Consider the following 23,743-nt stretch of genomic DNA (forward strand, 5'->3'; position numbering starts at 1 on the left):
GCACAGTTTATTGCGCCAACTTGCGAAACAATCACACTGTCAGAGGCGGAAATTAGCCGTGTTGTTTCTCAACCCGACACAGTTTTCCGACCAATATCGAGATCAACGCCGCAGCAAACGAGAACAGTGCGCCCATTTTCGCCGCGTCCTGAACAGGCCCTGCGTCAAACGCGACGGAGGCCACGAACAACGATACCGTGAAGCCGATAGCGGCCACACAGCCGATCACAACTAGATCGATGATACGCATCCCTTGCGGAATTCCTAAGCCCAATGGTCGCGCAGCGACCCATCCGAACAGCAAGATGCCCACAGGTTTGCCGATCATCAGCCCCGCCAGCACCAGCCACGTCGCAGCGCCCATAGAACTAAACTCCACCCCCGCATTCAGCAGCCCGAAGAAGAACAGAATGATTTCAACCGGATGCTTCAGCGCATGCTCAATTTGGTTGAGCAAGTCGGTCAGATATTGCTCGGCTTCCGAGAAGATGCCGAATGCGCGGTCCGCGTGCGGAATGGTAGGTACAATCGGCAGCAGGCCCAAAGCAGGATGCAGGCCGCTTTCGGCAAAGCCATACCAGCTCAGACAGGCCGCAATCAGGTAGGGCACAAAGTGCAACTTGGTACGCACAAAGGTCGACACAGGGCGTTCCTGATTACCGCGATCCAGTTTGCGGGGCAGCCAGTTGGCCAGAACAAACACACCAACAGATGCAGCGAGGGACAGCAGAAGCCACTCTGGCGCAAGGTCGCCCGACGGGTAGAAGATCGCCAAGATCACAAGACCAGCGGCGTCGTCCGCAATTGCAAGCAACAGTAAGAAGCGCACTGCTGGGTGGCCCGCGCCGAATACCATGCGGCCCACAAGGTAGCTGAATGCAATGTCAGTCGCGGTCGGGATGGCCCAGCCATTTGCGACTGCGTCGTAGGTGTCCGAGCCCATAAAATAGGCCAGACCAAGATACACAGCGATAGGGCCGAACATGCCGCCTGCCGTCGCAAACAAGGGCGTTGCCGCCTTCTTGCCACGCAGCGACCCTTTCTCGAGGATTACGGCCTCCCAGACTTCTTTCGCAGCGATCGCGAAGAACAAGGCCATGAGCAAGTCGTTGACGAGGTAGTGCAGGCTCAACACCTTGGTAATGTCGCCCACTTCGTATCTCTCATAGCCCTCGCCATAGGACTTGGCCCAGTAGGAATAATCCATACCGATCCAGTCATTGAACCACAGCGGGTGCTCGACGAAATGGTGATAACCAAGAGGATCGGAATTCGCCCATAAAAGCGCGATAACGGCGCCGAGGATCAGCAACAAGGAATAGTTGGTGACAAAATTCCAGACGCGATACATGCCGCTTCCCCGCTCTTGGTCTCTAAGAAGCGGGGTTAAAGCAATCTCAAGCGCGGGGCAATGAACTCAGGCAACTGCATTCCAAATCAGGCCCGCAAACACGCTACCGACAAAAGCGAAGCCCAGATAGGCCGCGAAAACCCGTGGTTTGACCAACGCCCAAACCGCAATGGCAGCAGGAATACAGCTGACACCGCCCGCAAGCATGAACGACATCGCGGCACCGTTGCTCATCCCTTGCGTCAGAAGCGCATCCACCAGTGGAACCGCCGCATAACCGTTCAGGTAAGCCGGTGCGCCGACCAGCGCGCCCAGAAGAATTGGCCCAACGCCGGAGCCGCCAAGAACCGACGACACCAAATCCGCTGGCACATACCGAAGCATGATGTTTTCCAAAAGGTAGGCCAAGAACAGCCATTTGGCGAGGAAGGCAAGGTTCTCCAGCGCTGCAGATTTAAATACCGCCACACGCTTGGGATCCTGCCAGAAGCGCCAGTTCGGCGTACCTTTGAAGGGTGATCCACACCCACACCCGCCCTGCGTGACTTCCCTCAATGGGTCAGCAAACAACGCAGTCTTTGCAAATGTCATCGTTGCGAACCCGCCGAACAAGCCCAAGCCGACCGCCGCCAATGTCTTCGCAATCGCGAAATCAAACCCAAGTGTGCCCGAAGTTATTAAGAACATCGCGGGGTCCATCAACGGCGACGCCAGCCAGAACGCCATCACAGCGGACAGTGGAACGCCAGCGACCAACAACGCCGCAATAAAGGGGATCACCTCACACGAACAGAACGGGGCCAACCCGCCAAGAGCGGCAGCCAGAAAGATCATACGGGTTTCGCGCCCCTTGAAGGCCTCTGCAACCACCGCCTCGGCGCCGGTCGCCTTGAGATATCCAATCGCCAATACCGCAAAGATGATGAACCCCGCCGTATGCCCAAGTGCCTCGAAGGTCCCTGTGAGAATCGGCAACCCTTGTGGCGGGTCGAGCAAGAAGACCAAGGCCAGAACTAATGCGCTGGCGACCCAAACTTTGGGCAGTTTGTTCCAGAATGCAGGTGCAGGGGCTTGCGTGAGATCAGCCATGTTTGTGGTCCTCAAGATCGGCGCAGCATTCCGCCAGTAAAAAGTCGTTCAGTCGTTTGAAGGTCGCATAATCGGCCATTGCGCAGATGATAGAGCGACCCTGACGCGTTTGGCGGATCAATCCAGCCTGCGCCAGAATCTTCAGATGGTGGGTCAAATTCGCCCCGCTCAGCCCCGTTGCGTCCCCCAATGCGCCAATGTTCATCCCTTTGTCGCCCGCCCGTGTGAGGGTGCGCAGCAAGGACAGGCGTTGTTCGGAACCAAGAGCCGCATAAGCGCTCGCAGCTTGGACAAGGGACAGACTCGGGTCGGTAAATGATTTCATATTTCTATAATTATAGAAATATTAAAACTTCGCAACAGCTTTGTGTGATTGTTCGGGTGCTCGCTCGTTTACTTTGCCCCCAACACAACGCGCTGTTCCATTTTGCCGTGCAGTTTGCCCTTGCCGCATCCGCCTTGTGGCAATACCCGATGGTGCAACAAAACCCGTGGTCCTAGGTGAAGCCAAACTTCGCCAAGACACCGCGCGAAGAAGGGCCGGCCTCATGAACACACCGCTTGATCAAGCCCATACCGCAATGGACGCCTCTCCCGAAGACGACGCCGCGCGCCTGCGCTTCTACGAACGCTTGGGCGACTCAGAGCTGTTCTTGCTGTTGGAGGCCGAACCCGATGGCGATCAAATCTCCCCTCATGTGTTCGAAGTCGAAGACGCGTCATATATTCTAGCCTTCGACCGTGAACAGCGGCTCGCAGAGTTTGCCGAAGGCTCCGCCCCCTATGTCGGCCTGTCGGGTCGCGCGTTGGCGGAAATGCTCGCAGGTCAGAACCTGGGTCTAGGTGTCAACTTGGGTGTCGCGCCGTCGTCCATCCTGATCCCTCCGGCCGCCGTAGATTGGTTACACACAACCCTGTCCCACGCCCCGGCCGAAGCGGCAGAGATCCCAACCGAAATCACTCCACCGAAGGGCCTACCAGACAGCCTTGTCACCGCCATCGACATGAAGCTCACCACCGCCGCTGGCCTTGCCCAATGTGCGTATCTGGCAGGTGTGACCTATGCGAGCGGTCAAAGGTCGCACATTTTGGCATTTGTCGGGGCGGAACCTGCGGCGGAAACCGCGCTCGCCCGCGCCGCGAACGAAGCGCTGGTGTTTTCCGGTATCGAAGCAGGCGCATTGGACGTGGCGTTCTTTGATGCGAGCCACCCCATCGTCGGTGCGCTCGAGGCCCAAGCATTGCGTTTCGATTTGCCGCAGCCGATCCAACCAACTGAGCGCCCAGCGCCAGGAAGTGACCCCTCAAAACCGCCGAAACTCGTCTAGGTCAGTAGCCCGCCGCGCGATCCACGATATGGATGAACGGCTCCCCTGCTTCACCACGTCGGATATTCTCGGCAATCACGTCAGACGCTGTCGTCGCTTTGGTCTCTGCCGCGATGTGAGGTGTGACCGTGACCTTGGGATGTGACCAGAAAACGTGCCCCGCCGGCAGCGGCTCGATGCGGAATACATCAAGCGTCGCGTGAGCCAGCTGGCCACTATCAAGCGCCGCGATCAAAGCAGTGTCGTCGACCAGCGGGCCGCGACCGGGATTAACCACGAAGCCGCCGCGCTTCATCAGCGCCATACCCTCTGCGTTCAGAACATTCTCAGTTGCGGGCGTGTCGGGGAGCAGCAGGGCCACCATCGTCGCGTCCCGCAAAGCATCAGCCAATCCGTCCGCCCCGTGATGACAAGTCACACCATCAACGTCCTTGGGCCCCCGCGCCCAGCCATGGACGTCAAAATTCAACTGTGCCAGGGCCTGCGCACATGCTGCCCCCAAGGCGCCCAACCCAAGCACGCAAACTTTGCGATCCCGCGCCAATGGGGCGACAGTTCCGGCGCGCCACACTCCATCCTGTCCTAAGATATTTTGGTCAATGCCCAAATGGTATCGCAGCACGTGCCCCGTCACCCACTCGACCATGCTTTCGGTCAGGCCATGGTCCACCATGCGGCACAGCGGGACAGTGAGGGTCGGATTGTCGACCATCGTCTCCACACCAGCCCACAAGCTCAGAACCGCCTTTAGCTTGGTAAACGGGGCAAAATCACTGACAGGGCCGTTGGGCGCATAGACGATGTAGTCCACTTCTTCCGGCGCGAACTCCGTGGCAAGCCGCGCATCAAGGCCCGCTTTGGTAAGGGCCGCGCGTAGCGGCGCCTCATATTCGGCCCAACGTTTAGAAAGGGCCGAGAACAACACATTCACCATCACCCGTTACCTCGGTCTGTGGACATGAGCGCTTTGCATCAAGCCGAAGGCCAGCAGCAGCACAATCATTGCGGAGCCGCCATAGCTTACCATTGGCAACGGTACGCCAACCACGGGGGCCAACCCCATGACCATCGACATGTTCACCGCGAAGAACAAAAAGAACGTCAGCCCGATCCCCATGGTCAGAAGCGACGCAAACCGGTCTTTGTTGCTGAGCGCGGAAATAACGCAGAACACCAGTACCAGCACATAAAGGCTCAACAGCGAGATGCCGCCAATGAACCCGAATTCCTCGGCCAGAGTGGTAAAGATAAAGTCCGTATGCTTCTCCGGCAGGAAGTTCAGGCGACTTTGGGTGCCTTGCATGTACCCCCGCCCTGTCCAGCCCCCGGAGCCAAGCGCAATCTTGGACTGCGTGATGTGATAGCCCGCCCCAAGAGGGTCGGACGCGGGGTCGATAAACGTGTCGATCCGCCGATACTGGTAGTCTTTAAGAAGTTGCCACGTCGTCCCTCGGCTTTCGAATACCGCGCCAACCAGTCCCGCGGCACCACCGACAACAGCAGCGAAATAGGCCCAATGGACCCCGGCCAAAAACATGATCCCGCCGCCCCCGAATACCAACAACAACGCCGTCCCAAGGTCAGGCTGCCTTAGTGTCAAGAACACGGGCACCGCAATAATCGCCACCGGGATAAGCACCCAAAGCGGGCGGGAAATCTTCTTGATATCGACCCAGTCGTAATATGCTGCCAGAAACATGATCAGGGTCACTTTGGTCAGCTCGGACGGTTGCAACCGCATAAAGCCAAGGTCGATCCAGCGCTGCGCGCCCATGCCGGTAGACCCGAAAAATTCCACAGCCAGCAACAGGACCACCGAAAGTCCGTAGGCCAACCCCGCGATGTTGCGCAAGAACCATACGGGGATCATCGCCACGCTCAGCATCAGGAAGACACCTATAGCGAACCGCTTCATCTGCGGCTCGGCCCACGGCGTCATCGACCCGCCAGCCACCGAGTAAAGCATAAGGAACCCGACGCTGGCGATGGCAGTCAACAAAACGACCACTGGCCAGTTGAGATACAGCACTTTGGACAGCCCGCTGGGGACTGACTTCACGTTGTATTCAAGATAGCTCACGCTTGGGACTCCGGCGCCTTCGGCTCATCCGGATCCCACAATTGCAACTTCTTCAAAGCCGAGCTGATACGACCGCGTTGCGAACTCGGATAGGCCGATAGAGGCGGTATCCCGTCGGCTTGCGCAGCCAGAATAATATCACGCGCAATCGGGGCCGCCGCAGTCGATCCGCCGCCACCATGTTCTACCACCACCGAAACCGCGTATTTCGGCGCATCTGCGGGGGCAAAGCCCACATAAAGCGCGTGATCGCGGCGCTCCCAAGGCAGATCGGCGTTGCTCGACACACCACGTGCGCGCTCCGCCTTAGTGATGTTGCGCACCTGACTGGTACCCGTCTTGCCCGCCATGCGCATCGATTTGTCGTCGATCCGAGTGCCGTAGGCCGTGCCGCCACTTTCGTTGGCAACCGCAAACATGCCGCCCTGCACCTGAGCCATCATCTCGCGGCTTAGGCCCAGCGGCTCCCCTGCGCCTGATGGCGTCTCGACCCCGTCGATGGACTTAACCAAACGCGGCGTCACAGACCGGTTCGTCGCGAGGCGCGCCGTCATCACCGCAAGTTGCAACGGTGACGTCAGCACAAAACCCTGTCCAATCGAGGCGTTCAAGCTGTCGCCGATCACCCAGTCCTTGCCGCGATTTTCCTTTTTCCACGCCTTGGTTGGCATCAAGCCTGCGGCAACGGCGGACATTGGCACGTCATGCCGCTCGCCCAGCCCCAGCCTGCGCGCCATGGCCGAAATCTTCTCGACCCCGACGCGCTGCGCCAAATCATAGTAATACACGTCACAGGACTGTTTGAGCGAGTTGCGCAGGTTCATCCGGCCATGACCGCCCCGCTTCCAACAATGGAACCTGCGGCTGGCAACTTCGGTGTATCCGACGCAGCGGATCGTCTCGTCCGGCGTGATTTCTCCCGCCTCAAGCGCCGCCAGCGCGGTCACCATCTTGAAGGTGGAGCCCGGAGGATACGTTCCCTGCACCGCCTTATTGGCCAGCGGGCGGTATTTGTTGCTCGTCAGGTCACCGTAATCCTTGACGGAGATACCGCGCACAAACAGGTTCGGGTCAAACGCGGGGGCAGAGCCAATCGAAAGCAAATCGCCAGTCTCGACATCAATCACAACGGCGGCGGCACTTTCGCCGGCCAACCGCGCCTGCACAAAGTTTTGCAATCGCGTGTCGATGGTCAATTGTACATTGGCGCCTTTCTGGCTTTCGTCCCGACCCAGCTCGCGCATCACCCGCCCGATAGCGTTCACTTCTACGCGTTTGGTGCCCGCTTTGCCGCGCAGCTCATGCTCCAGCTTGTTCTCCGCGCCTGTCTTGCCGATCTGGAATTTGGGAATTTGCAGCAGCGGGTCTTTATCTTCGATACGGCTGAGATCATAGTCACTGACCGGCCCTACATAGCCAACGATATGGGCAAAATCGGCGCCTCGCGGATACGCGCGACTAAGGCCAACCTCAGGCGTAATTCCGGGTAAAGCTGGTGCGTTCACGGCGACCTGACTCAGGTCTTCCCAGGACAGCCGATCCGCAATCGTCACGGGCACCAGTCGCGACCGCTTGCGCAGCTCTTCACGCGCCCGCTCCATATCTTCTTCGGTCATCGGGATCAGCCGCGCGAGGGCGTGGAGAACCTGTTCCGGATCATCAACCTCGTCGCGCACCATGGTGACGCGGTAATTCTGTTCGTTGCCTGCCAGCAAAAGCCCGTTGCGATCGAACACCTGCCCACGGGCGGGCGGCAGCAAGCGAATGTTGATCCGGTTTTCTTCAGCCAGCAGCCTGAATTGGTCTGCCTGATCAACCTGAAGGTGGCGCATCCGAAGCCCCAGCACTCCCGCGAACGCAGCCATGCCGCTGCCCATCACAAGGCCACGGCGGCTGATGATTGCAGCGCTTTCTTCGGTATCCTTTGGCGAGCGTCTCATCCGATGACCCCGTCACTGTCCAATTCGCGGACCCCGGCCCGCCTCACCCCTAACATAAAGTAGACTACGGCAATGACAAAGGGGTAGGCGATGGCGGTCGTCAAAATGTGAAGGAGGGTCAGCCAAAACCCCGGATGCGGCACAGCAAAGATCAAGTGAAGCGCTCCGTTGGCGAGCACCGCAGATGCAAACGCTCCGACCACCAACGCAACCTCCAAGGGGAGCGACACCTCGTTGCTGGCATTGGTTTGACGCCGCAAGAACTCATAGGCAATCAGCGACACAGCAGGCCAAAGCCCCATTGGCCGCAGATACAGAACGTCCGCAACCAGATGAACAAACACAATCAATGCCACGGGCGCCCAGCGCGGACGACGCATCAAGAATGCGGCAGTCAGACAGAAGAGCAAATCCGGCCCGGGCAAGCTTAGATATTTGCTCCCTTCTTGGATCAACTCCCCGGTGGCAGGGTCAATCAGCTGCACCGCCGCAGGAGCAGTATTCAGCGGCAATAGCTGGGCGAAAATGATAAGGGCGCTGACCAACAAGAACAGCAACCGAAACTGGAAGCGGCGCCATGTAATCGGGTCAACCATCTGTGCCCTCCACAGCAACTTCGCTTTCGCCCAAAACCTCGTCCGCCGCGATGAGACCCCCAGTGGTTTCGATGCTGGCGGAATGGGGCGTGCGGAGCACTCTCAAAAACTCAAGACGCCCGTAATCCGCCGCAAGCCGCACCCGCAGTCTCCGGTCCGGCCCCAGCGCGATCTGGCCCACCAGAATATCTGCCGGAAACACCTTGCCGTCGCCCGAGGTCACAACGCGGTCACCGGGACGCACGTCTTCGATATTCTCAACAATATCTACCGGTGGCGCGAGCGTGTTGTCCCCGACCAGCAAAGCTTTTTGCCCCGATGGCTGGATCGTCACCGGCACGCGGCTGTTGGTATCCGTCAGCAAAATCACGCGGGAGGTCTTTTCGCCAACACCGGCGATGCGGCCGACCAACCCCAGCCCGTCCATCGTCGCCCAGCCATCCTGAATGCCATCGCGCGCGCCAACGTTGAGCAACACCGACCGGCGGAACGGCGAGCCATTATCGGTCAACACAACCCCCGTTACAAAGGTCAGCTGCGCATTCAGGCGCACCTTGTTGAGATCCAGAAGGCGCGCATTCTCCTGCTCCAGCTGAATCGCAGCCTCGCGCCACGATTTCATGCTTTGCAGCTCGCGCCGCAATTCCTGATTCTGCTCGTAAATACGGGCATAGCTTTGGAAGTCGTCAAACATGCGGCTCACCCGCGTCACCGGGACCAAGGCCCAGTCAAAAGACGGCACCACCTTGTCCACCAGGGCCGAACGAAACCGCTCCATGCGCGGGTTGTCGATGCGCCACAGTCCGAAGATCGCCAGAAGAACAACGACCAAAACCCCGATCAGCACACGTCTGACGGGGCGGGCGTATTCTTCTTGTCCGCGTCTGTCGATCGCCATGAGTTGGGTCCAAGCTGCGGGGCCGCGCTAACGCGGCCGGATAGTCTTAACTATCGTAATCTATCACGTGGCGCAGTTGTTTTTCGTATTCAAGGGCTTTGCCGGTTCCCAGTGCAACGCAGTTCAGGCTCTCGTCAGCGACCGAGATCGCCAAACCGGTCTGCTCACGCAGTGCCAAGTCCAACTCACCCAGCAACGCGCCGCCACCCGTCAGCATAACGCCACGGTCCACGATATCAGCGGCCAGATCGGGCGGAGTTGCTTCCAGCGCGGTCATCACCGCCTCGCAAATCTGCTGCACTGGCTCTGCCAGCGCCTCAGCCACTTGCGCCTGATTGATCTCGGTCTCTTTGGGCACACCGTTCAGCAGGTCGCGTCCGCGAATCTGCATCGACGCCCCACGTCCGTCGTCAGGCATCCGCGCGGTCCCGATCGAGGTCTTGATCCGCTCTGCGGTGCTTTCGCCCACCAGAATGTTGTGGTGACGGCGCAGGTAGGAAATCAGCGCTTCGTCCATACGGTCCCCACCAACACGCACGGATCGTGCGTAGACGATGTCGCCTAGTGACAGCACGGCGACCTCGGTCGTTCCGCCACCGATGTCCACAACCATCGACCCCGTCGGGTCAGTAATGGGCATCCCAGCCCCGATGGCCGCAGCAATCGGCTCCGCAATCAACCCAGCCTTGCGAGCTCCCGCACCCAGAACAGACTGGCGAATGGCCCGCTTTTCCACCGGCGTAGCACCATGCGGCACACACACAATAATCTTCGGCTTGGTGAAGGTCGACCGGCGGTGAACTTTGCGGATGAAGTGTTTGATCATTTCTTCGGCGGTGTCGAAGTCGGCAATGACGCCTTCGCGCATCGGCCGGATCGCCTCGATCGAGCCTGGCGTCCGGCCCAGCATCAACTTGGCGTCTTCGCCCACAGCCAGGACTTCCTTGCGGCCATTCTTGGTATGATACGCCACAACCGATGGCTCGTTCAGAACGATGCCCTTGCCCTTGACGTAGACCAGAGTGTTCGCCGTGCCGAGGTCGATGGCCATGTCAGATGAAAACAGACCCGAAAAGATACCAGCCATGTAAGTTGTGCCCCAAGCGTTCAGAAGTAACCCGCCGACTCAGACGTCCACGGGGAAGATTGGCGACTTATAGGCGTGCTGCGCTCCGGTTAAAAGGCGTCTGCACCCGCATATCAGCACTATTCCGCCTCTCATTGGCACGGTAGAAGCGCGACATGCTGTCCTATCAACATATCTTCCATGCTGGAAACCCTGCCGACGTCCACAAGCACGCGCTGCTTTGCGCCATGCTGTCTTACATGACCCGCAAGGATAAGCCACTCAGCTATCTGGAAACCCATGCGGGCCGTGCGCTTTATGATCTCTCATCCGCCGAAGCGCTCAAAACCGGCGAGGCCGCTGCAGGGATCGCGGCGCTCACCGACAAGTTCGCGGCCGATCATCCCTATATCACCGCGCTCTCCCGTTTGCAGGCCGAGCACGGGGCCAACGCCTATGCAGGCTCCCCGATGCTGGCGGCTTTGTCCCTGCGCCCGACTGACAAGATGCATCTGGCAGAGCTTCATCCCCAAGAACACCAAGCCCTCCGCGACACGATGCGCCGCTTCAACGCCAAGTGCTACAAACAAGACGGGTTCGAGATGGCTCAAGCGGTCTGTCCGCCAGAGCCGCGTCGCGGGCTTCTGTTGATCGATCCCAGTTACGAAATCAAATCGGACTATGATCTAATCCCAAGTCAGATTGCGAAGCTGCACCGCAAGTGGAATGTCGGGGTGATCGCGCTTTGGTATCCGATTCTAACGTCCGGCGCGCATCTGCAAATGCTCAAAGCGCTGAAAGCGCAGACCTTGCCCGACGTGCTCCACCACGAGGTGGCGTTCCCACCTGTCCGCGACGGCCACCGCATGATCGGATCGGGCATGTTCGTCGTAAACGCACCTTACGGGCTCGCCGATGAAGCCAAAGCCTTAAGCCGGATGTTCTAGAGGCTCACGCCTGCCACACGCTCCAGAATGAAGCGCGCCGCAGGCGCTCATTGAGATCAGGCGCAGTTAGCTGACGTCCTTGTAGGACACTTCCGGCGTGTCGCCACCGGATTTGGCGCGGCGCACCACAAGGCGGTTCAACGCGTCCACATAAGCTTTCACCGACGCGACCACCGTGTCCACATCAGCCGATTGGCCCGTGGCGATTTTGCCGTCTTCTTCCAGCCGCACTGATACTGTCGCCTGCGCGTCAGTCCCCTCGGTGACAGCTGCAACCTGATAGACCTGCAAACGCGCGTGATGCGGGAACAACGCCTTCACCGCGTTAAACGCGGCATCAACGGGGCCGTCGCCGGTGGCTCGCACCGACTTGGACTCGCCGCCGATATCCAGTGTCATCTCGGCAGATTTCTCCAACCCCATCCCGCAAGACACGCTCAAAGCTGTCAGGCGGATGTGATCTTCCACCGCGTCGCCGGTCTGCATCAAAGCAATCAGGTCTTCGTCGTAGATTTCTTTTTTCTGATCGGCCAAAGCCTTGAACCGCACAAAGACGTCTTTCAACTGGTTGTCGCCCAGCTCAAATCCAAGCTCCGCCAGTTTCGAGCGCAGCGCAGCGCGGCCAGAGTGCTTGCCCATCACCAGATTGGTCGCGCTCAGACCCACATCTTCCGGTCGCATGATCTCGAACGTTTCCGCGTTCTTCAACATGCCGTCCTGGTGAATGCCCGATTCATGCGCAAAGGCGTTCTTGCCGACAATGGCCTTGTTGAACTGCACCGCAAAGCCCGACACCGCCGCCACGCGGCGCGAAATGTTCATCAGCTTGGTCGTGTCGATCCCTGTCTGGAACGGCATGATGTCATTGCGCACCTTCAGCGCCATGACCACCTCTTCCAAAGCCGTGTTGCCTGCGCGTTCGCCAAGCCCGTTGATAGTGCACTCAATCTGACGCGCGCCCGCTTCCACGGCGGCCAGCGAATTCGCCGTCGCCATGCCAAGGTCGTTATGGCAATGGGTCGCGAAGATAATCTCGTCCGCGCCGGGCACCCGCTCCAGCAGCATGGCAATCAGCGCAGCACTTTCGCGTGGCGCGGTGTAGCCCACCGTGTCGGGAATGTTAATCGTCGTGGCGCCCGCCTTTATGGCGATTTCCACCGTGCGGCAAAGGTAGTCCTCTTCCGTACGGGTCGCGTCCATGGGCGACCACTGCACATTGTCGCACAGATTGCGCGCATGGCTCACGGTCTCGTGGATACGCTCCGCCATCTCGTCCATGTTCAGGTTCGGAATGGCGCGGTGCAAAGGCGAGGTGCCGATGAAGGTGTGAATGCGTGGCCGTTTCGCGTGCTTCACAGCCTCCCAGCAGCGGTCGATATCTTTGAAGTTGGCCCGTGCCAGCCCACAAATCACCGAATTGTTTGCCTGCTCGGCAATCGCCTTCACGGCCGCAAAGTCGCCTTCCGAGGCAATCGGGAAGCCTGCTTCGATAATGTCGACGCCCATCTCGTCCAGCAGGCCCGCAATCTCCAGCTTCTCGGCATGGCTCATGGTTGCGCCCGGCGACTGTTCGCCATCGCGCAATGTCGTGTCAAAAATTACGACGCGGTCTTGTTCTTTGGTCATTGGAAGTATCCTGATCTTCTTAGCTTTGGGAATTTTGGTCCGGCGCTGGCACTACTGAGCGGCACGCACCGGAGAGGCACGCTCAGCGCAGGCTAAGAAGTAGGATATGTGCCATAATGCTCATCCGTTAAATAATACGTGCCAAAACGAAAAAGGGAAGATGCAATTTGACTTAAGAGTTCTCCCAGTTAGGTCAGCCCCATGACACGCACTCTTATCATTGGCGCCTCAGGCGGCATCGGCACCGCCCTTACACAATCCGCACAGCAGCGCGGGCACGACGTGGTTGGCCTGTCGCGCAGCCAAGACGGGCTCGATGTCACCGACGAGGCCTCCATTAAACGTGCAGTCGCCACGCTGTCCGGTAGCTTTGATCTGATCATTTGCACGACGGGGGCATTGGTTATCGACGGGCATGAGCCGGAAAAATCGATTCACGCGCTCAGTGCCGACGCCCTGACGCTGCAATTCCAGACCAACGCCATGGGTCCCGCTCTGGTTCTCAAACATGTGATACCTTTGCTCCCCAAGAATCGGCCCGCCACATTCGCGGCCCTGTCGGCGCGCGTGGGATCAATCGGCGATAACAAGATCGGCGGCTGGCACAGCTACCGTGCTGCCAAAGCTGCCCTCAATCAATTGATCCACGGCGCCGCGATCGAGCTGGCGCGGACGCACAAGCAGGCCACCTGCGTTTGCCTGCACCCGGGGACAGTTGAAACGCCGTTCACCGCCAAATACGCAGGCCACCACAAGACGGTGCCCGCAGATCAGGCGGCCGCGAACCTGCTCGACGTCTTGGGCGGCCTAACTCCATCAGACACAGGAAAATTCTTCGACTACTCCGGCGCAGCGGTGCCGTGGTGACCCGCCTCGTGCTGGTTTTGGGGGATCAACTGTCCCCCAACCTGTCTGCCTTGCAAAAAGCGGACAAGGAGGGCGATGTCGTGGTCATGGCCGAAGTCTCGGACGAGGCGTCTTATGTCCCGCACCATCCCAAAAAGATCGCCTTCATCTTCGCCGCAATGCGCAAATTTGCGGACAGTCTGCGCAAGGATGGCTGGCAGGTCGACTACACCAAGCTTGACGATCCCGACAACGCAGGCTCCATCACGGGCGAGCTCTTGCGCCGCTCCGAACAGTATGACGCCAAAGGTGTCATCGCCACAGAGCCCGGCGAATGGCGTCTGATAGAAGCCCTGCAAGACATGCCGCTTAAGCTGCATATGATCGGCGACACGCGTTTCATTGCGACCCACAAGGAGTTCGAGGACTGGGCCGAGGGGCGAAAAGAGCTTCGGATGGAATGGTTCTACCGTGACATGCGCCGTAAGACGGGCCTGCTGATGGACGGGGACAAACCCGCTGAAGGCAAATGGAACTTCGATCACGACAACCGTAAGCCCGCCCCCGACGACGTCGATTTCAACGGCCCGATGCAGTTCACCCCGGACCACACGGTAGAGGAGGTGCTTGATCTGGTCGAAACCCGCTTCGACGACAATTTCGGCACGCTCCGCCCCTTCTGGTTCGCCACCGACACCGGTCAGGCCCGCAGGCAACTTACTCACTGGGTCAAGCATGGCCTGCCAAAGTTCGGCGACTTCCAGGATGCCATGCTGAACGACAACCGGTTCCTCTATCATTCCATCATCAGCTTCTACATCAACGCAGGGCTGCTTGACCCGTTGGAGGTGTGCCAGCAGGTGGAGCAGGCCTACAAAGACGGCCACGCCCCGATCAATGCCGCCGAGGGCTTCATCCGCCAGATTATCGGCTGGCGCGAATACATGCGCGGCATCTATTTTCTCGAAGGCCCGGAATACACCTCGCGCAACGTGCTGGGACACGGTCGCGCATTGCCGGATTTCTTCTGGGGCGGTGATACGAAGATGAACTGCATCTCGAAAACCGTCGCCCAAACCCGAGACGAGGCATATGCCCACCACATCCAACGCCTGATGGTGACGGGCAACTTCGCCTTGCTTGCTGGGCTGGACCCGCAGGAGGTCCATGAATGGTATTTGGCGGTCTACGCCGACGCTTATGAATGGGTGGAGGCCCCCAACGTCATCGGGATGAGCCAATTCGCCGATGGCGGCATCGTCGGCTCCAAGCCCTACGTGTCGTCGGGCGCCTATATCGACCGGATGTCCGACTACTGCAAAAACTGCGCCTACAAGGTGAAGGACAAGACAGGCTCGGACGCCTGCCCGTTCAATCTGCTCTATTGGGATTTTCTGGTCCGGCACCGCGATCGGTTCTCGAACAACCCTCGGATGGGAAACATGTATCGCACATGGGACCGGATGGACGAAAGCCGCAGAGACACCGTGCTCAAGGACGCGAAGACAATTCTGTCGAAATTAGAATCGGGCAAATCCATCTGAATTGGGGCATTTGTTTGTTAATGAAGCGTGCAAATGTTGGCGATTCGAAGCTGCTGCAGCAGCATATTGGCTTGAATAATCAGTATAGGTATTTGTTTTTATTGTATTTCTTTCGTTAACCGAATGTGAACGCAGGGTTCGCGCTTCATTCAACACTGTTGGGGGATAACAACAGCATGGAAGGCCAAACAAGACGGCCCAACAGCAACGAAACGAAGGAAACGCCATGACCGGATCATTTGCCGAGAAAGCCCGTACCCGCCGCATTGTAGCCCTCCAGGCGATGCACGCGAGCCGCGCTGGTGTTGCCCCTAAGGCTGTGACCCTCTGCGCAGCAAAACCTTGCCGCTTCCCACCTGTTGATAAGGTGCTCGCGGCGCTCACTGCACAGGACCCTCTGCGCCTTATGGCGGCCTGAAAGAAATAAGGTTTACGTATCCCTCCAAAACACGCGTATCCCTCCAAACTGAAAAAGGCCGCCTCCTCTGGGCGGCCTTTTTTCTTCGAACATCGATGAATGTTAAAACAAGGAACTGCCGTTCATCCTCCGTTCATGTTCCCCCTGCTATGAGTCGTCCTATGTTCAAAAGTGTTCTGTTCCTCGGCGTTGTTGCCATCGGTTTTGCAAATCCATCCTTCGCGTCCTCTGCGCGGGAGGTGGGGCAGTCTGAACTCCGTCAGCTTGCCAGCTCTGGCAAAACCATAAGCATGAAAACAACATTGGGTTCAGTTTCCAGATCCCTCCAAGCCAAAGTCGTTGAAGCGCGCGCCTTCAACGCTGGCGGCACCTACTACCGCCTTGTCCTGAAACGGACCAATGGCAAACTCGTCAGTGTTATCATTGACGCCCAAACCGGCCGACAGGTGTCCTCCAAGTCATCTGTAGGACGTCAAGTGGCCGTCGCCGCCTCGAAAAAGCGCGGCGCGTCCAAGTCGTCACATGCCGTGAAAAGCACCTCGGGCACCTCAAATGGGGATTCCGGCAAATCCAGTAATGCTGGTGGCGGCAATGGTGGTGGCAATGGCGGCGGCAACGGCGGCGGCAATGGTGGTGGCAACGGCGGCGGCAATGGTGGTGGCAACGGCGGCGGCAATGGTGGTGGCAACGGCGGCGGCAAGAAATAGATTCTCCACGTTTCAGCCACAAACAGGCCCAAATCCGTTGATAGTCCCGCATGCATGAGAATATTGCTTGCAGAAGATGACGTCACCCTCGCGGCACAGGTAAAAACCCTGCTGACCGCCGAAGGTCGCGTTGTAGACGTCGCTCATGACGGCGAAGAAGCCGGGTTTCTCGGCTCGACCGAACCCTATGACATGATCATCCTCGATCTCGGCTTGCCGATCCGTGATGGCATTTCCATACTGAAGGACTGGCGCACCGCAGGGTTGGATGTGCCGGTGCTGATCCTGACCGCACGCGATGGCTGGACCGACCGCGTCGACGGGCTTGATGCTGGCGCCGACGACTACATGACCAAACCGTTCCACATGCCCGAACTTGCCGCACGCGTCCGCGCGATGCTGCGCCGCAAGTCCGGTCGCACGAACCCGCTGTTCGAAAAGGACGGTGTGGCATTCGACACGCGCAACGCCAAAGTGACCCTCGGCGGGGTGCCCGTGGACCTGACATCACAGGAAGTGGCTGTGCTGTCCTACCTGATCCACAACGCAGGCAGGCTAATTTCACGCACAGAATTGAGCGAGCATATCTACGAATACGATTGCGACCGCGACAGCAACACAATCGCGGTGTTCATTACCCGCCTGCGCAAAAAGTTGGGTCCGGACTTTATCCAAACCATCCGTGGGCGCGGCTACATGGTGGACGCGGCCTGATGTTGTCCTTGCGCCGCAGAGCCATGATCGGCGGCGCTTTGTCCGCTATGGCGTCCATTCTGGTGGGCGCCTTTGTCCTTCTCAGCTCGATCGAAAACAACGTTCTGGACCGCTTCGATCGCGCGCTGGCCGACCGCCATTCGCAGCTTGTGGTTGTTCTCAGCGGCAGTTCCAATGATCCGTCATTGCTATCCGAACGCGTTTACGACCCGGCCTACTCGACCCCCTATTCAGGCCGGTACTGGCAAATCACTGGCCCCGATGGCACGGTCTACACTTCGAATTCAATGTTCGATTCTGCTCTGCGCGAACCGGTTGACAGCCCTTCGGCTTTGACGCTGCGTTCGATCATGGGCCCCGAAGGTGAGCCGATCCGCAGCATCTATCAAAAAATCACTCTCGAAGACGGCAGCGCCTGGGGCGTCAGCGTCGCAGAAAGTCTGACCGCACTGACCGCGGAGCGGCAGCAGACCCGCCGCTCCTTGCTGCTTGCCTTTGTGCTTGTGGGTTTGCTGGGCCTTGCAGGTGCGTTTTTGCAAACCACAACCATTCTTCACCCGCTCGACAAGCTGCGCCGCGACGTGGCCATGCGGTGGGAGCAGGACGAAGATCTGACGCCATCGGACTACCCTGAGGAGGTCGCCCCGTTGGTCGCAGACATCAACGAGTTGCTTTCGCGCAACCGTGACATCATCGCCCGCGCGCGCCGCCAAGCCGCCGATCTCGCCCATGCGCTGAAGACCCCGACAGCTATTTTGCGCAACGAACTGACACTTCTGGCGGCCCAGAACCACGACATGCACGCGTCGCTGGATGCTCTGGACCGCGTTGACGCACAGCTAGGTCGCTCGCTGGCTCGCATGCGGGCCGCCAACAGCGGCGCTGCGGTCAATATCAGAACAGATTTGTCGAATTCGGTTGCCCGATTCACCCGCTTGTTCAGCTCTATGGCTGAACGCGAGGGCAAAGCCATGCATACGGCCTGCGCACCTGAACTGAATATCCGCATGGATCAGCAAGACATTGAAGAGGTCATCGGCAACTTGCTCGATAACGCCCTGAAGTGGTGCGAAACCGAGATTTCCTTGACGGCCCGAAAAACAACCGGCGGCGTCGAGATCCTGATCGAAGACGACGGCCCCGGCATCCCAGAAGGGCGCGAACGTGATGCTCTGAAATCTGGTGGCCGGCTCGATAGCTCCAAGCCTGGAACAGGCCTTGGTCTCGCGATCGCTATCGACCTGTTGCAAGCCTACGGTGCGGTGTTGAATCTTGAGAAGTCAGCTCGTTTCGGCGGATTAGCCGTGCGCATCGTCATCCCTGGAAAATCGCGCATGGCAGTTCTGCAAAAAGCTGCGGCCTAGTTGTCGGTCTCAGCCTCGCCCGCTTCGCTGGTGCTGTCACGGTCAACCAGCAAGCCGTCTTTCCACGTCCCGCTCGCAGTTTCCCCCGACGCGTAGGTCAACACCCCTTGCCCGTCGCGCTTACCGCTTGCGAACCCGCCGATATAGACGTCGCCAGTTCCGTAGGTCGCCGTGCCCTCGCCATGCATCTGGCCGTCTTTCCACATGCCCGTGTAGGTAAATCCGTCCGGCGTCGTCAGCGTTCCGGCCCCAGACCGCACTCCATCGGCAAATCCGCCTTCATAAACCATTCCGTTCGGGAAAGTCGTTTTGCCCTGACCGTGTTTTTGACCAGCAAGCCACTGGCCTTCATATACTTTTCCGTCAGGGAAGGACATTGTGCCTTGCCCTTCGTTGCGCGCATCGCGGAACTGGCCTTCGTAGCGGACGCCGCTTGGATAGGTCGCGACACCTGTCCCTTCGATCACCCCGTTGACCCAGTCCCCGTCATAGCTGGCGCCGTCTGGATAGGTGATCTTACCCTTGCCGTCTGCCAGATCAGCACGCAGTTGCCCGACATAGACCGAACCGTCAGGATAGGTAACAGAGCCTTCGCCCTCGACGCGCCCATCAACCCATTGGCCGGTGTAAGCAAAACCGTCTGCGCGCTGCGAACGCCCTTGTCCGTGGCGTTGATCAGCCTTGAATCCGCCCTCGTAAAAGTCGCCATTGGCATAGTCCATGCGCCCCTGACCGTCCCGCGCCCCGGCCTTCAATGTGCCAGTATAGGTGTCGCCATTGGCGCGGCGGCGTACGCCCTCGCCTTCCATCTGTCCGGCGACCCAACCTCCCTCGTAGCTTAGCCCGTCCGGCATCTCCAACTTGCCTTGGCCCTGGCGCATACCGCCTGCCATCTCGCCATCATAGGTCGCGCCGTCAGGATAGGTAATCTTGCCGCGCCCATCCTTGACGCCGCCCGCCCATTGGCCTTCGTAGCGGTAGCCATTCGGGTTCACCATCACGCCCGTTCCGTGATGCTGGGCGTTCAAAAACTCGCCTTCATAGCGCACGCCATTGGCATAAACCGCAATCCCGCGACCGGTGATTTTGCTATCCACCCAGTCGCCTTCATAGGTGCCGCCATCCGCAAAGATGATTTTGCCAAACCCGTTGGGCTTGCCATCTTTGAACTGCCCCTCGTAAAGCGAGCCGTCAGGGAAACGCGCTGTCCCCTGACCGCTGATCTCGCCATTGACCCAATTGCCCGAATACTCGTAGCCGTTTGGCAACGTAAAAATACCCTGCCCGTGACGTTTCCCTTCTTTGAAGGCACCCGTGTAAACGCCCCCGTCTTCATACTGCTTGGTACCGGTATCTTGTGCGGCAACCGGAAACGCAGCAAGGCCAAGGCACAACAGGGAAACAACACTCAGGCGCATGGGACAAAACTCCAACGGACGATTTCGGCAGAGCCTAGTGGAGCGCTCCCCCCCTGACAAGCGAGCTGGAAGCCCCGTCGGCTCGTTTTAGCGCGCCCTCTTTCCCTCGCCCACGGGTCTGCTAAATGTTGCGCGTTGATCGAAGGACACATCACATGAGCGACACGTTCCGCCTGACCCTTGCGCAACTTAACCCCACAGTGGGCGATTTCGCAGGCAATGCCGCCAAGGCGCGCGATGCTTGGCAGCGAGGCAAAGATGCAGGTGCACAAATGGTCGCCCTGCCGGAGATGTTTGTCACCGGCTATCAGGTTCAGGATCTGGTGCTCAAACCTGCCTTCACCGAAGGCGCCATGGCGACTGTTGATCAACTGGCGCTGGACTGTGCAGACGGCCCTGCAATGGGGATCGGCCACCCGATCTTTATCGATGGCGCGCTCTATAATGCCTACTCGATCCTTGAGGGCGGCAAAGTAAAAGCCCGCAGTCTAAAGCACGAGCTGCCGAACACGCACGTCTTCGACGAGCATCGCCTCTACTCCAAAGGCCCATTGGGGGGTCCTTACTCTATAGACCCGCTGCGCATCGGCACACCGATCTGCGAAGACGCTTGGCATGAGGATGTCTCCGAAACCCTCGCCGAATCCGGAGCGGAGATTTTCCTCGTCCCCAATGGCTCGCCATATTTTCGTGGCAAGCATGACGTGCGGATGAACAACATGGTCGCGCGCGTGATCGAAAATGACCTGCCGCTCGTTTACCTCAATATGGTCGGCGGTCAGGACGATCAGGTCTTCGACGGTGGCTCTTTCGTGTTGAACCGTGGCGGCAAGCTTGCCATGCAGATGCCGGTATTTGACGAAGCCATCGCCCATGTCGATTTCGTCCGCGAGGACGGAGCTTGGATCGCGATTGAGGGCGAAAAAGCAACGTTGCCCGACGACTACGAGCAAGACTACCGCGTCATGGTCGAAGCGCTGCGCGACTACATGCGCAAGACCGGTTTCAAGCAAGTGCTGCTTGGCATGTCCGGCGGTATCGACAGTGGATTGGTTGCGACCATTGCCACCGACGCGCTCGGCCCCGAGAACGTGCGTTGCGTCATGTTGCCTTCGGAATATACGTCCGAGCATTCGCTCGAAGACGCGTCCGAGGCTGCCCGCCTGCTTGGCACCCGCATCGACACCGTCCCAATCGCAGGCCCGCGCGCCGCTGTGACCGAGGCACTTGCGCCTTTGTTTGAAGGCACGACGCAAGACCTGACCGAGGAAAACATCCAGTCCCGCCTGCGCGGCGTGTTGCTGATGGCGCTGTCCAACAAGTTCGGGGAAATGCTGTTAACCACCGGCAATAAATCCGAAGTAGCGGTCGGCTATGCGACGATCTACGGCGACATGGCGGGCGGCTATAACCCGATCAAAGATCTCTACAAAATGCGGGTATTCGAGACGTGCCGCTGGCGCAACGCCAACCACCGCCCGTGGATGATGGGGCCGGAAGGCACGGTGATCCCGCAACGTATCATCGACAAAGCCCCCTCGGCCGAACTGCGCCCCGACCAAAAGGACGAAGACAGCTTGCCTCCTTACGAGGTTCTCGACGACATTTTGGAGCGGCTGGTAGACAAGGATCAGTCAGTGGCAGAGGTTGTCGCAGCAGGCCATGACCGTGCAGTAGTCAAGAAGATCGAGCATCTGATTTACATCAGCGAATACAAGCGCTTCCAATCCGCCCCGGGCGCGAGGCTGACCAAACACGCCTTCTGGCTGGATCGACGCTACCCGATCGTCAATCGCTGGCGCGACCCAAGCTAAAGCAGGTCGGCACGGTCTTGTGATTTGTATGGGCCACGCAGATTTGGCACGACAGCTTAATGAGACATCTATTATCGCTGTTTGCCGCCGCCGCCATGACTGTCGTTGCCGCCCCCGCGCTTGCGTGCGGGCCGGATCGCGACTGCACGATAGGTAACAGAACCTACCGGATCGCAATGCCCGAAGGCCATGACGGCAAGACCAAGGTCGGGGCCATCGTGTTCTCGCATGGCTACCGCGGCTCGGCGGCTGGCCTCATGAAAAACCGGAACCTGCGTCGTACCGTCTCGGATATGGGTCTGGCCTTTATCGCCCTAAAATCCGAGGGCGACGACTGGATTCTGCCCAACGCCCCGCGCCACATGGACAGCGACGGATCAGCGGAATTCGAGTATGTCGATGCGGTCATTGCCGATGCCGCCAATCGCAAGCCCATCGACACAAGCCGTATGATGGCTTCAGGCTTTTCCGCAGGCGGTATGATGACTTGGAACCTTGCTTGCGCACGCCCGAACCTGTTTGCGGGTTTCGCCCCGATCTCCGGCACGTTCTGGCAAAAGCCGCCACGATCCTGCTCGGGACCAGCCGCCAGCATCATTCACATCCACGGAAACAATGATCCCACCGTGCCCTTGGATGGGCGACCGATCCTGAACACGCGGCAGGGAAAAGTGTCGGACGCACTGGACATGTATCGCGCGTTTGGCGGCTTCAAGAAAGCCGCCCCCACCAAAACCTCACGATTGACTTGCGACAACAGCGTCAATCGTGAGGGCGACTTGCTAAACCTGTGCATATTCGAAGGCGGGCATAGCTTCCGCAGTGAATACCTTCGCTATGCATGGCGAGTTTTCGAAACAGCCGGGCGCCTTTGAATCGTGCCGGATTACGTGCTCTGACCTACTGGTGCGCCTCTAGCGGTGCCCTCAATGGCCCGCCGCGTTACAGCATCATCTGATAGCTCATCGGCACATATTCAAAGCCGTCATCCTTCGTGGCGACATAGCCCATCGCGGGGAATGGCATGTGATAGCCCACCATCGCGACGCGGTCAGCAGCCAGCATCCCAAGCACTTTGCGACGCGAGGCGGCAGCGGCAGCCTTGTCCATGTCAAAGCGCACTTCCCAATCCGGCTTTGCCAGCGACCACACAGGGTGGTTTGCCAAATCCGCGATCAGCATCAGTTGCGCGCCATTGCTTTCGATCATGTAACCCATGTGACCCGGCGTGTGACCATATGCTGCCATAGCGGTGATCCCCGACGCCACGGACGCCCCATCCTCGATCATCGTCATCTTCTCGGACAATGGTGCGACTTTGGCTTTGAAGCCGTCATTATCGGCTTTGGCCCAGTGGTTATGTTCCACAGATCCCGCGATGTAGGAGGCGTTTTTGAACGTCTCGCCCGCATCTCCCATCAGGCCGCCAATATGGTCGCCATGCATGTGGGTGATTACAACCTTATCCACCTGATCTGCGGTGTAGCCAGCGGCCTCCACGGCGGCGGTAATGCCGTTCGCGTTCAAACCGGTGTCGAACAAAATGAGCTCGGAGCCGGTGTTGATCAGCGTCGGGGTAAAGAAGAATTGCACCTTATCCGTCGGCAAAAACGCCTCTTCAGAGACTTTGGCGAATTCCTCTGGGCTCACATTCATCCCGAAGATGCCCTGCGGTTCGTCCCGCGTCGCTGTGCCAGCCAGCAACGTCGTAACCTCGAATTCGCCCAATTCGACACGGCGGGACTTGGCGATATCCATTCCCTTCATCTCGGCCTTGGCGGCGGCGGCGTGTGGCAGGGCTGCAGCCAAAGGCAGGCTGGCACCAAGGGATAATGCGGCGCGACGGGTCAGCTTCATGGGGGAATCTCCTTTGTTGATCTGTAATGATAGCACGAAATAGAGCTTCGATCCCGAAAGCCAATCAACAGGCGGTGAACACGGCCACATATGGACAAATGCGGGCCTTTGTGGTTCACGGGCGGCAACCCGAAAAGGAC

At 58.9% G+C, this 23,743-nt stretch carries 22 protein-coding genes; 10 read left to right on the plus strand and 12 right to left on the minus strand.

Annotation, left to right across the window (positions count from 1 at the left end):
* Positions 1-52: 52 nt before the first annotated feature.
* The 3 genes from BM352_RS01125 to BM352_RS01135 form a co-directional block, all read right to left on the minus strand.
* Positions 53-1,351: a Na+/H+ antiporter NhaA gene (locus tag BM352_RS01125; RefSeq protein WP_090211397.1), complete on the minus strand. Its 1,299-nt coding sequence runs from the start codon at positions 1,349-1,351 to the stop codon at positions 53-55.
* Between the two features lie 66 nt (positions 1,352-1,417).
* Positions 1,418-2,440 (minus strand): permease, encoded by a 1,023-nt coding sequence (locus BM352_RS01130; protein WP_090211399.1) that lies wholly within the window; start codon positions 2,438-2,440, stop codon positions 1,418-1,420.
* The gene (locus BM352_RS01135) at positions 2,433-2,765 is read right to left on the minus strand and encodes an ArsR/SmtB family transcription factor (protein WP_090211405.1); all 333 of its coding nucleotides are present in this window, start codon (positions 2,763-2,765) and stop codon (positions 2,433-2,435) included. Before BM352_RS01135 ends, BM352_RS01130 begins: the two co-directional genes overlap by 8 nt.
* A 223-nt stretch (positions 2,766-2,988) precedes the next feature.
* Between BM352_RS01135 and BM352_RS01140 the strand changes: the two genes are divergently transcribed.
* The gene (locus BM352_RS01140; protein WP_090211408.1) at positions 2,989-3,768 is read left to right on the plus strand and encodes an SseB family protein; all 780 of its coding nucleotides are present in this window, start codon (positions 2,989-2,991) and stop codon (positions 3,766-3,768) included.
* Position 3,769: 1 nt separating this feature from the next.
* On the opposite strand, the gene BM352_RS01145 is transcribed toward BM352_RS01140, so the two are convergent.
* Genes BM352_RS01145 through BM352_RS01170 form a run of 6 tightly spaced genes read right to left on the minus strand, consistent with a single transcriptional unit; the run spans position 3,770 to position 10,369 of the window.
* A complete protein-coding gene (locus BM352_RS01145) occupies positions 3,770-4,702 on the minus strand; it encodes a 2-hydroxyacid dehydrogenase (RefSeq protein ID WP_090211410.1) in 933 nt (310 codons plus the stop codon).
* Between the two features lie 6 nt (positions 4,703-4,708).
* A complete protein-coding gene (gene rodA / locus BM352_RS01150) occupies positions 4,709-5,848 on the minus strand; it encodes a rod shape-determining protein RodA (protein WP_090211413.1) in 1,140 nt (379 codons plus the stop codon).
* Positions 5,845-7,788, minus strand: coding sequence for a penicillin-binding protein 2 (mrdA, locus tag BM352_RS01155; RefSeq protein WP_090211416.1), 1,944 nt, complete (start codon positions 7,786-7,788; stop codon positions 5,845-5,847). The genes rodA and mrdA overlap by 4 nt, the downstream gene beginning before the upstream one ends.
* Positions 7,785-8,384, minus strand: coding sequence for a hypothetical protein (locus tag BM352_RS01160; protein WP_090211418.1), 600 nt, complete (start codon positions 8,382-8,384; stop codon positions 7,785-7,787). The genes mrdA and BM352_RS01160 overlap by 4 nt, the downstream gene beginning before the upstream one ends.
* Entirely contained in the window at positions 8,377-9,282 is a 906-nt protein-coding gene (gene mreC, locus BM352_RS01165; RefSeq protein ID WP_090211420.1) for a rod shape-determining protein MreC, read from the minus strand. Before mreC ends, BM352_RS01160 begins: the two co-directional genes overlap by 8 nt.
* Before the next feature lie 46 nt (positions 9,283-9,328).
* Positions 9,329-10,369 (minus strand): rod shape-determining protein, encoded by a 1,041-nt coding sequence (locus BM352_RS01170; protein ID WP_090211424.1) that lies wholly within the window; start codon positions 10,367-10,369, stop codon positions 9,329-9,331.
* A gap of 155 nt (positions 10,370-10,524) precedes the next feature.
* Here BM352_RS01170 and BM352_RS01175 point away from each other — a divergent pair, with 155 nt between their 5' ends.
* A complete protein-coding gene (locus BM352_RS01175) occupies positions 10,525-11,295 on the plus strand; it encodes a 23S rRNA (adenine(2030)-N(6))-methyltransferase RlmJ (protein WP_090211427.1) in 771 nt (256 codons plus the stop codon).
* Between the two features lie 66 nt (positions 11,296-11,361).
* On the opposite strand, the gene BM352_RS01180 is transcribed toward BM352_RS01175, so the two are convergent.
* A complete protein-coding gene (locus BM352_RS01180) occupies positions 11,362-12,921 on the minus strand; it encodes a 2-isopropylmalate synthase (RefSeq protein ID WP_175500591.1) in 1,560 nt (519 codons plus the stop codon).
* A 201-nt stretch (positions 12,922-13,122) separates the two neighbouring features.
* Here BM352_RS01180 and BM352_RS01185 point away from each other — a divergent pair, with 201 nt between their 5' ends.
* From BM352_RS01185 to BM352_RS01210, 6 genes are all read left to right on the plus strand, one after another.
* The gene (locus tag BM352_RS01185; protein WP_090211432.1) at positions 13,123-13,788 is read left to right on the plus strand and encodes an SDR family NAD(P)-dependent oxidoreductase; all 666 of its coding nucleotides are present in this window, start codon (positions 13,123-13,125) and stop codon (positions 13,786-13,788) included.
* A complete protein-coding gene (locus tag BM352_RS01190; RefSeq protein WP_090211435.1) occupies positions 13,782-15,311 on the plus strand; it encodes a cryptochrome/photolyase family protein in 1,530 nt (509 codons plus the stop codon). Before BM352_RS01185 ends, BM352_RS01190 begins: the two co-directional genes overlap by 7 nt.
* Before the next feature lie 226 nt (positions 15,312-15,537).
* A complete protein-coding gene (locus tag BM352_RS01195; protein ID WP_090211438.1) occupies positions 15,538-15,729 on the plus strand; it encodes a hypothetical protein in 192 nt (63 codons plus the stop codon).
* A gap of 161 nt (positions 15,730-15,890) precedes the next feature.
* Entirely contained in the window at positions 15,891-16,436 is a 546-nt protein-coding gene (locus BM352_RS18885) for a PepSY domain-containing protein (RefSeq protein ID WP_175500592.1), read from the plus strand.
* A gap of 54 nt (positions 16,437-16,490) precedes the next feature.
* Positions 16,491-17,150 (plus strand): response regulator transcription factor, encoded by a 660-nt coding sequence (locus BM352_RS01205; RefSeq protein ID WP_090211440.1) that lies wholly within the window; start codon positions 16,491-16,493, stop codon positions 17,148-17,150.
* Positions 17,150-18,514, plus strand: coding sequence for a sensor histidine kinase (locus BM352_RS01210; protein WP_090211443.1), 1,365 nt, complete (start codon positions 17,150-17,152; stop codon positions 18,512-18,514). The genes BM352_RS01205 and BM352_RS01210 overlap by 1 nt, the downstream gene beginning before the upstream one ends.
* Here the strand turns inward: BM352_RS01210 and BM352_RS01215 are convergent.
* Positions 18,511-19,932 (minus strand): MORN repeat-containing protein, encoded by a 1,422-nt coding sequence (locus BM352_RS01215; RefSeq protein WP_090211445.1) that lies wholly within the window; start codon positions 19,930-19,932, stop codon positions 18,511-18,513. The genes BM352_RS01210 and BM352_RS01215 overlap by 4 nt on opposite strands.
* Positions 19,933-20,087: 155 nt before the next feature.
* Between BM352_RS01215 and BM352_RS01220 the strand changes: the two genes are divergently transcribed.
* Both BM352_RS01220 and BM352_RS01225 read left to right on the plus strand, forming a co-directional pair.
* On the plus strand, positions 20,088-21,746 hold the full coding sequence (locus BM352_RS01220) for an NAD+ synthase (protein ID WP_090211448.1): 1,659 nt from the start codon (positions 20,088-20,090) through the stop codon (positions 21,744-21,746).
* Between the two features lie 59 nt (positions 21,747-21,805).
* A complete protein-coding gene (locus BM352_RS01225) occupies positions 21,806-22,621 on the plus strand; it encodes a CE1 family esterase (protein ID WP_090211450.1) in 816 nt (271 codons plus the stop codon).
* A 67-nt stretch (positions 22,622-22,688) separates the two neighbouring features.
* Here BM352_RS01225 and BM352_RS01230 read toward each other — a convergent pair whose 3' ends face one another.
* The gene (locus tag BM352_RS01230; RefSeq protein ID WP_090211453.1) at positions 22,689-23,603 is read right to left on the minus strand and encodes an MBL fold metallo-hydrolase; all 915 of its coding nucleotides are present in this window, start codon (positions 23,601-23,603) and stop codon (positions 22,689-22,691) included.
* Positions 23,604-23,743: the final 140 nt, after the last annotated feature.

It is taken from the genome of Litoreibacter janthinus, from assembly GCF_900111945.1.
Taxonomy (GTDB): Bacteria; Pseudomonadota; Alphaproteobacteria; order Rhodobacterales; family Rhodobacteraceae; genus Litoreibacter; species Litoreibacter janthinus.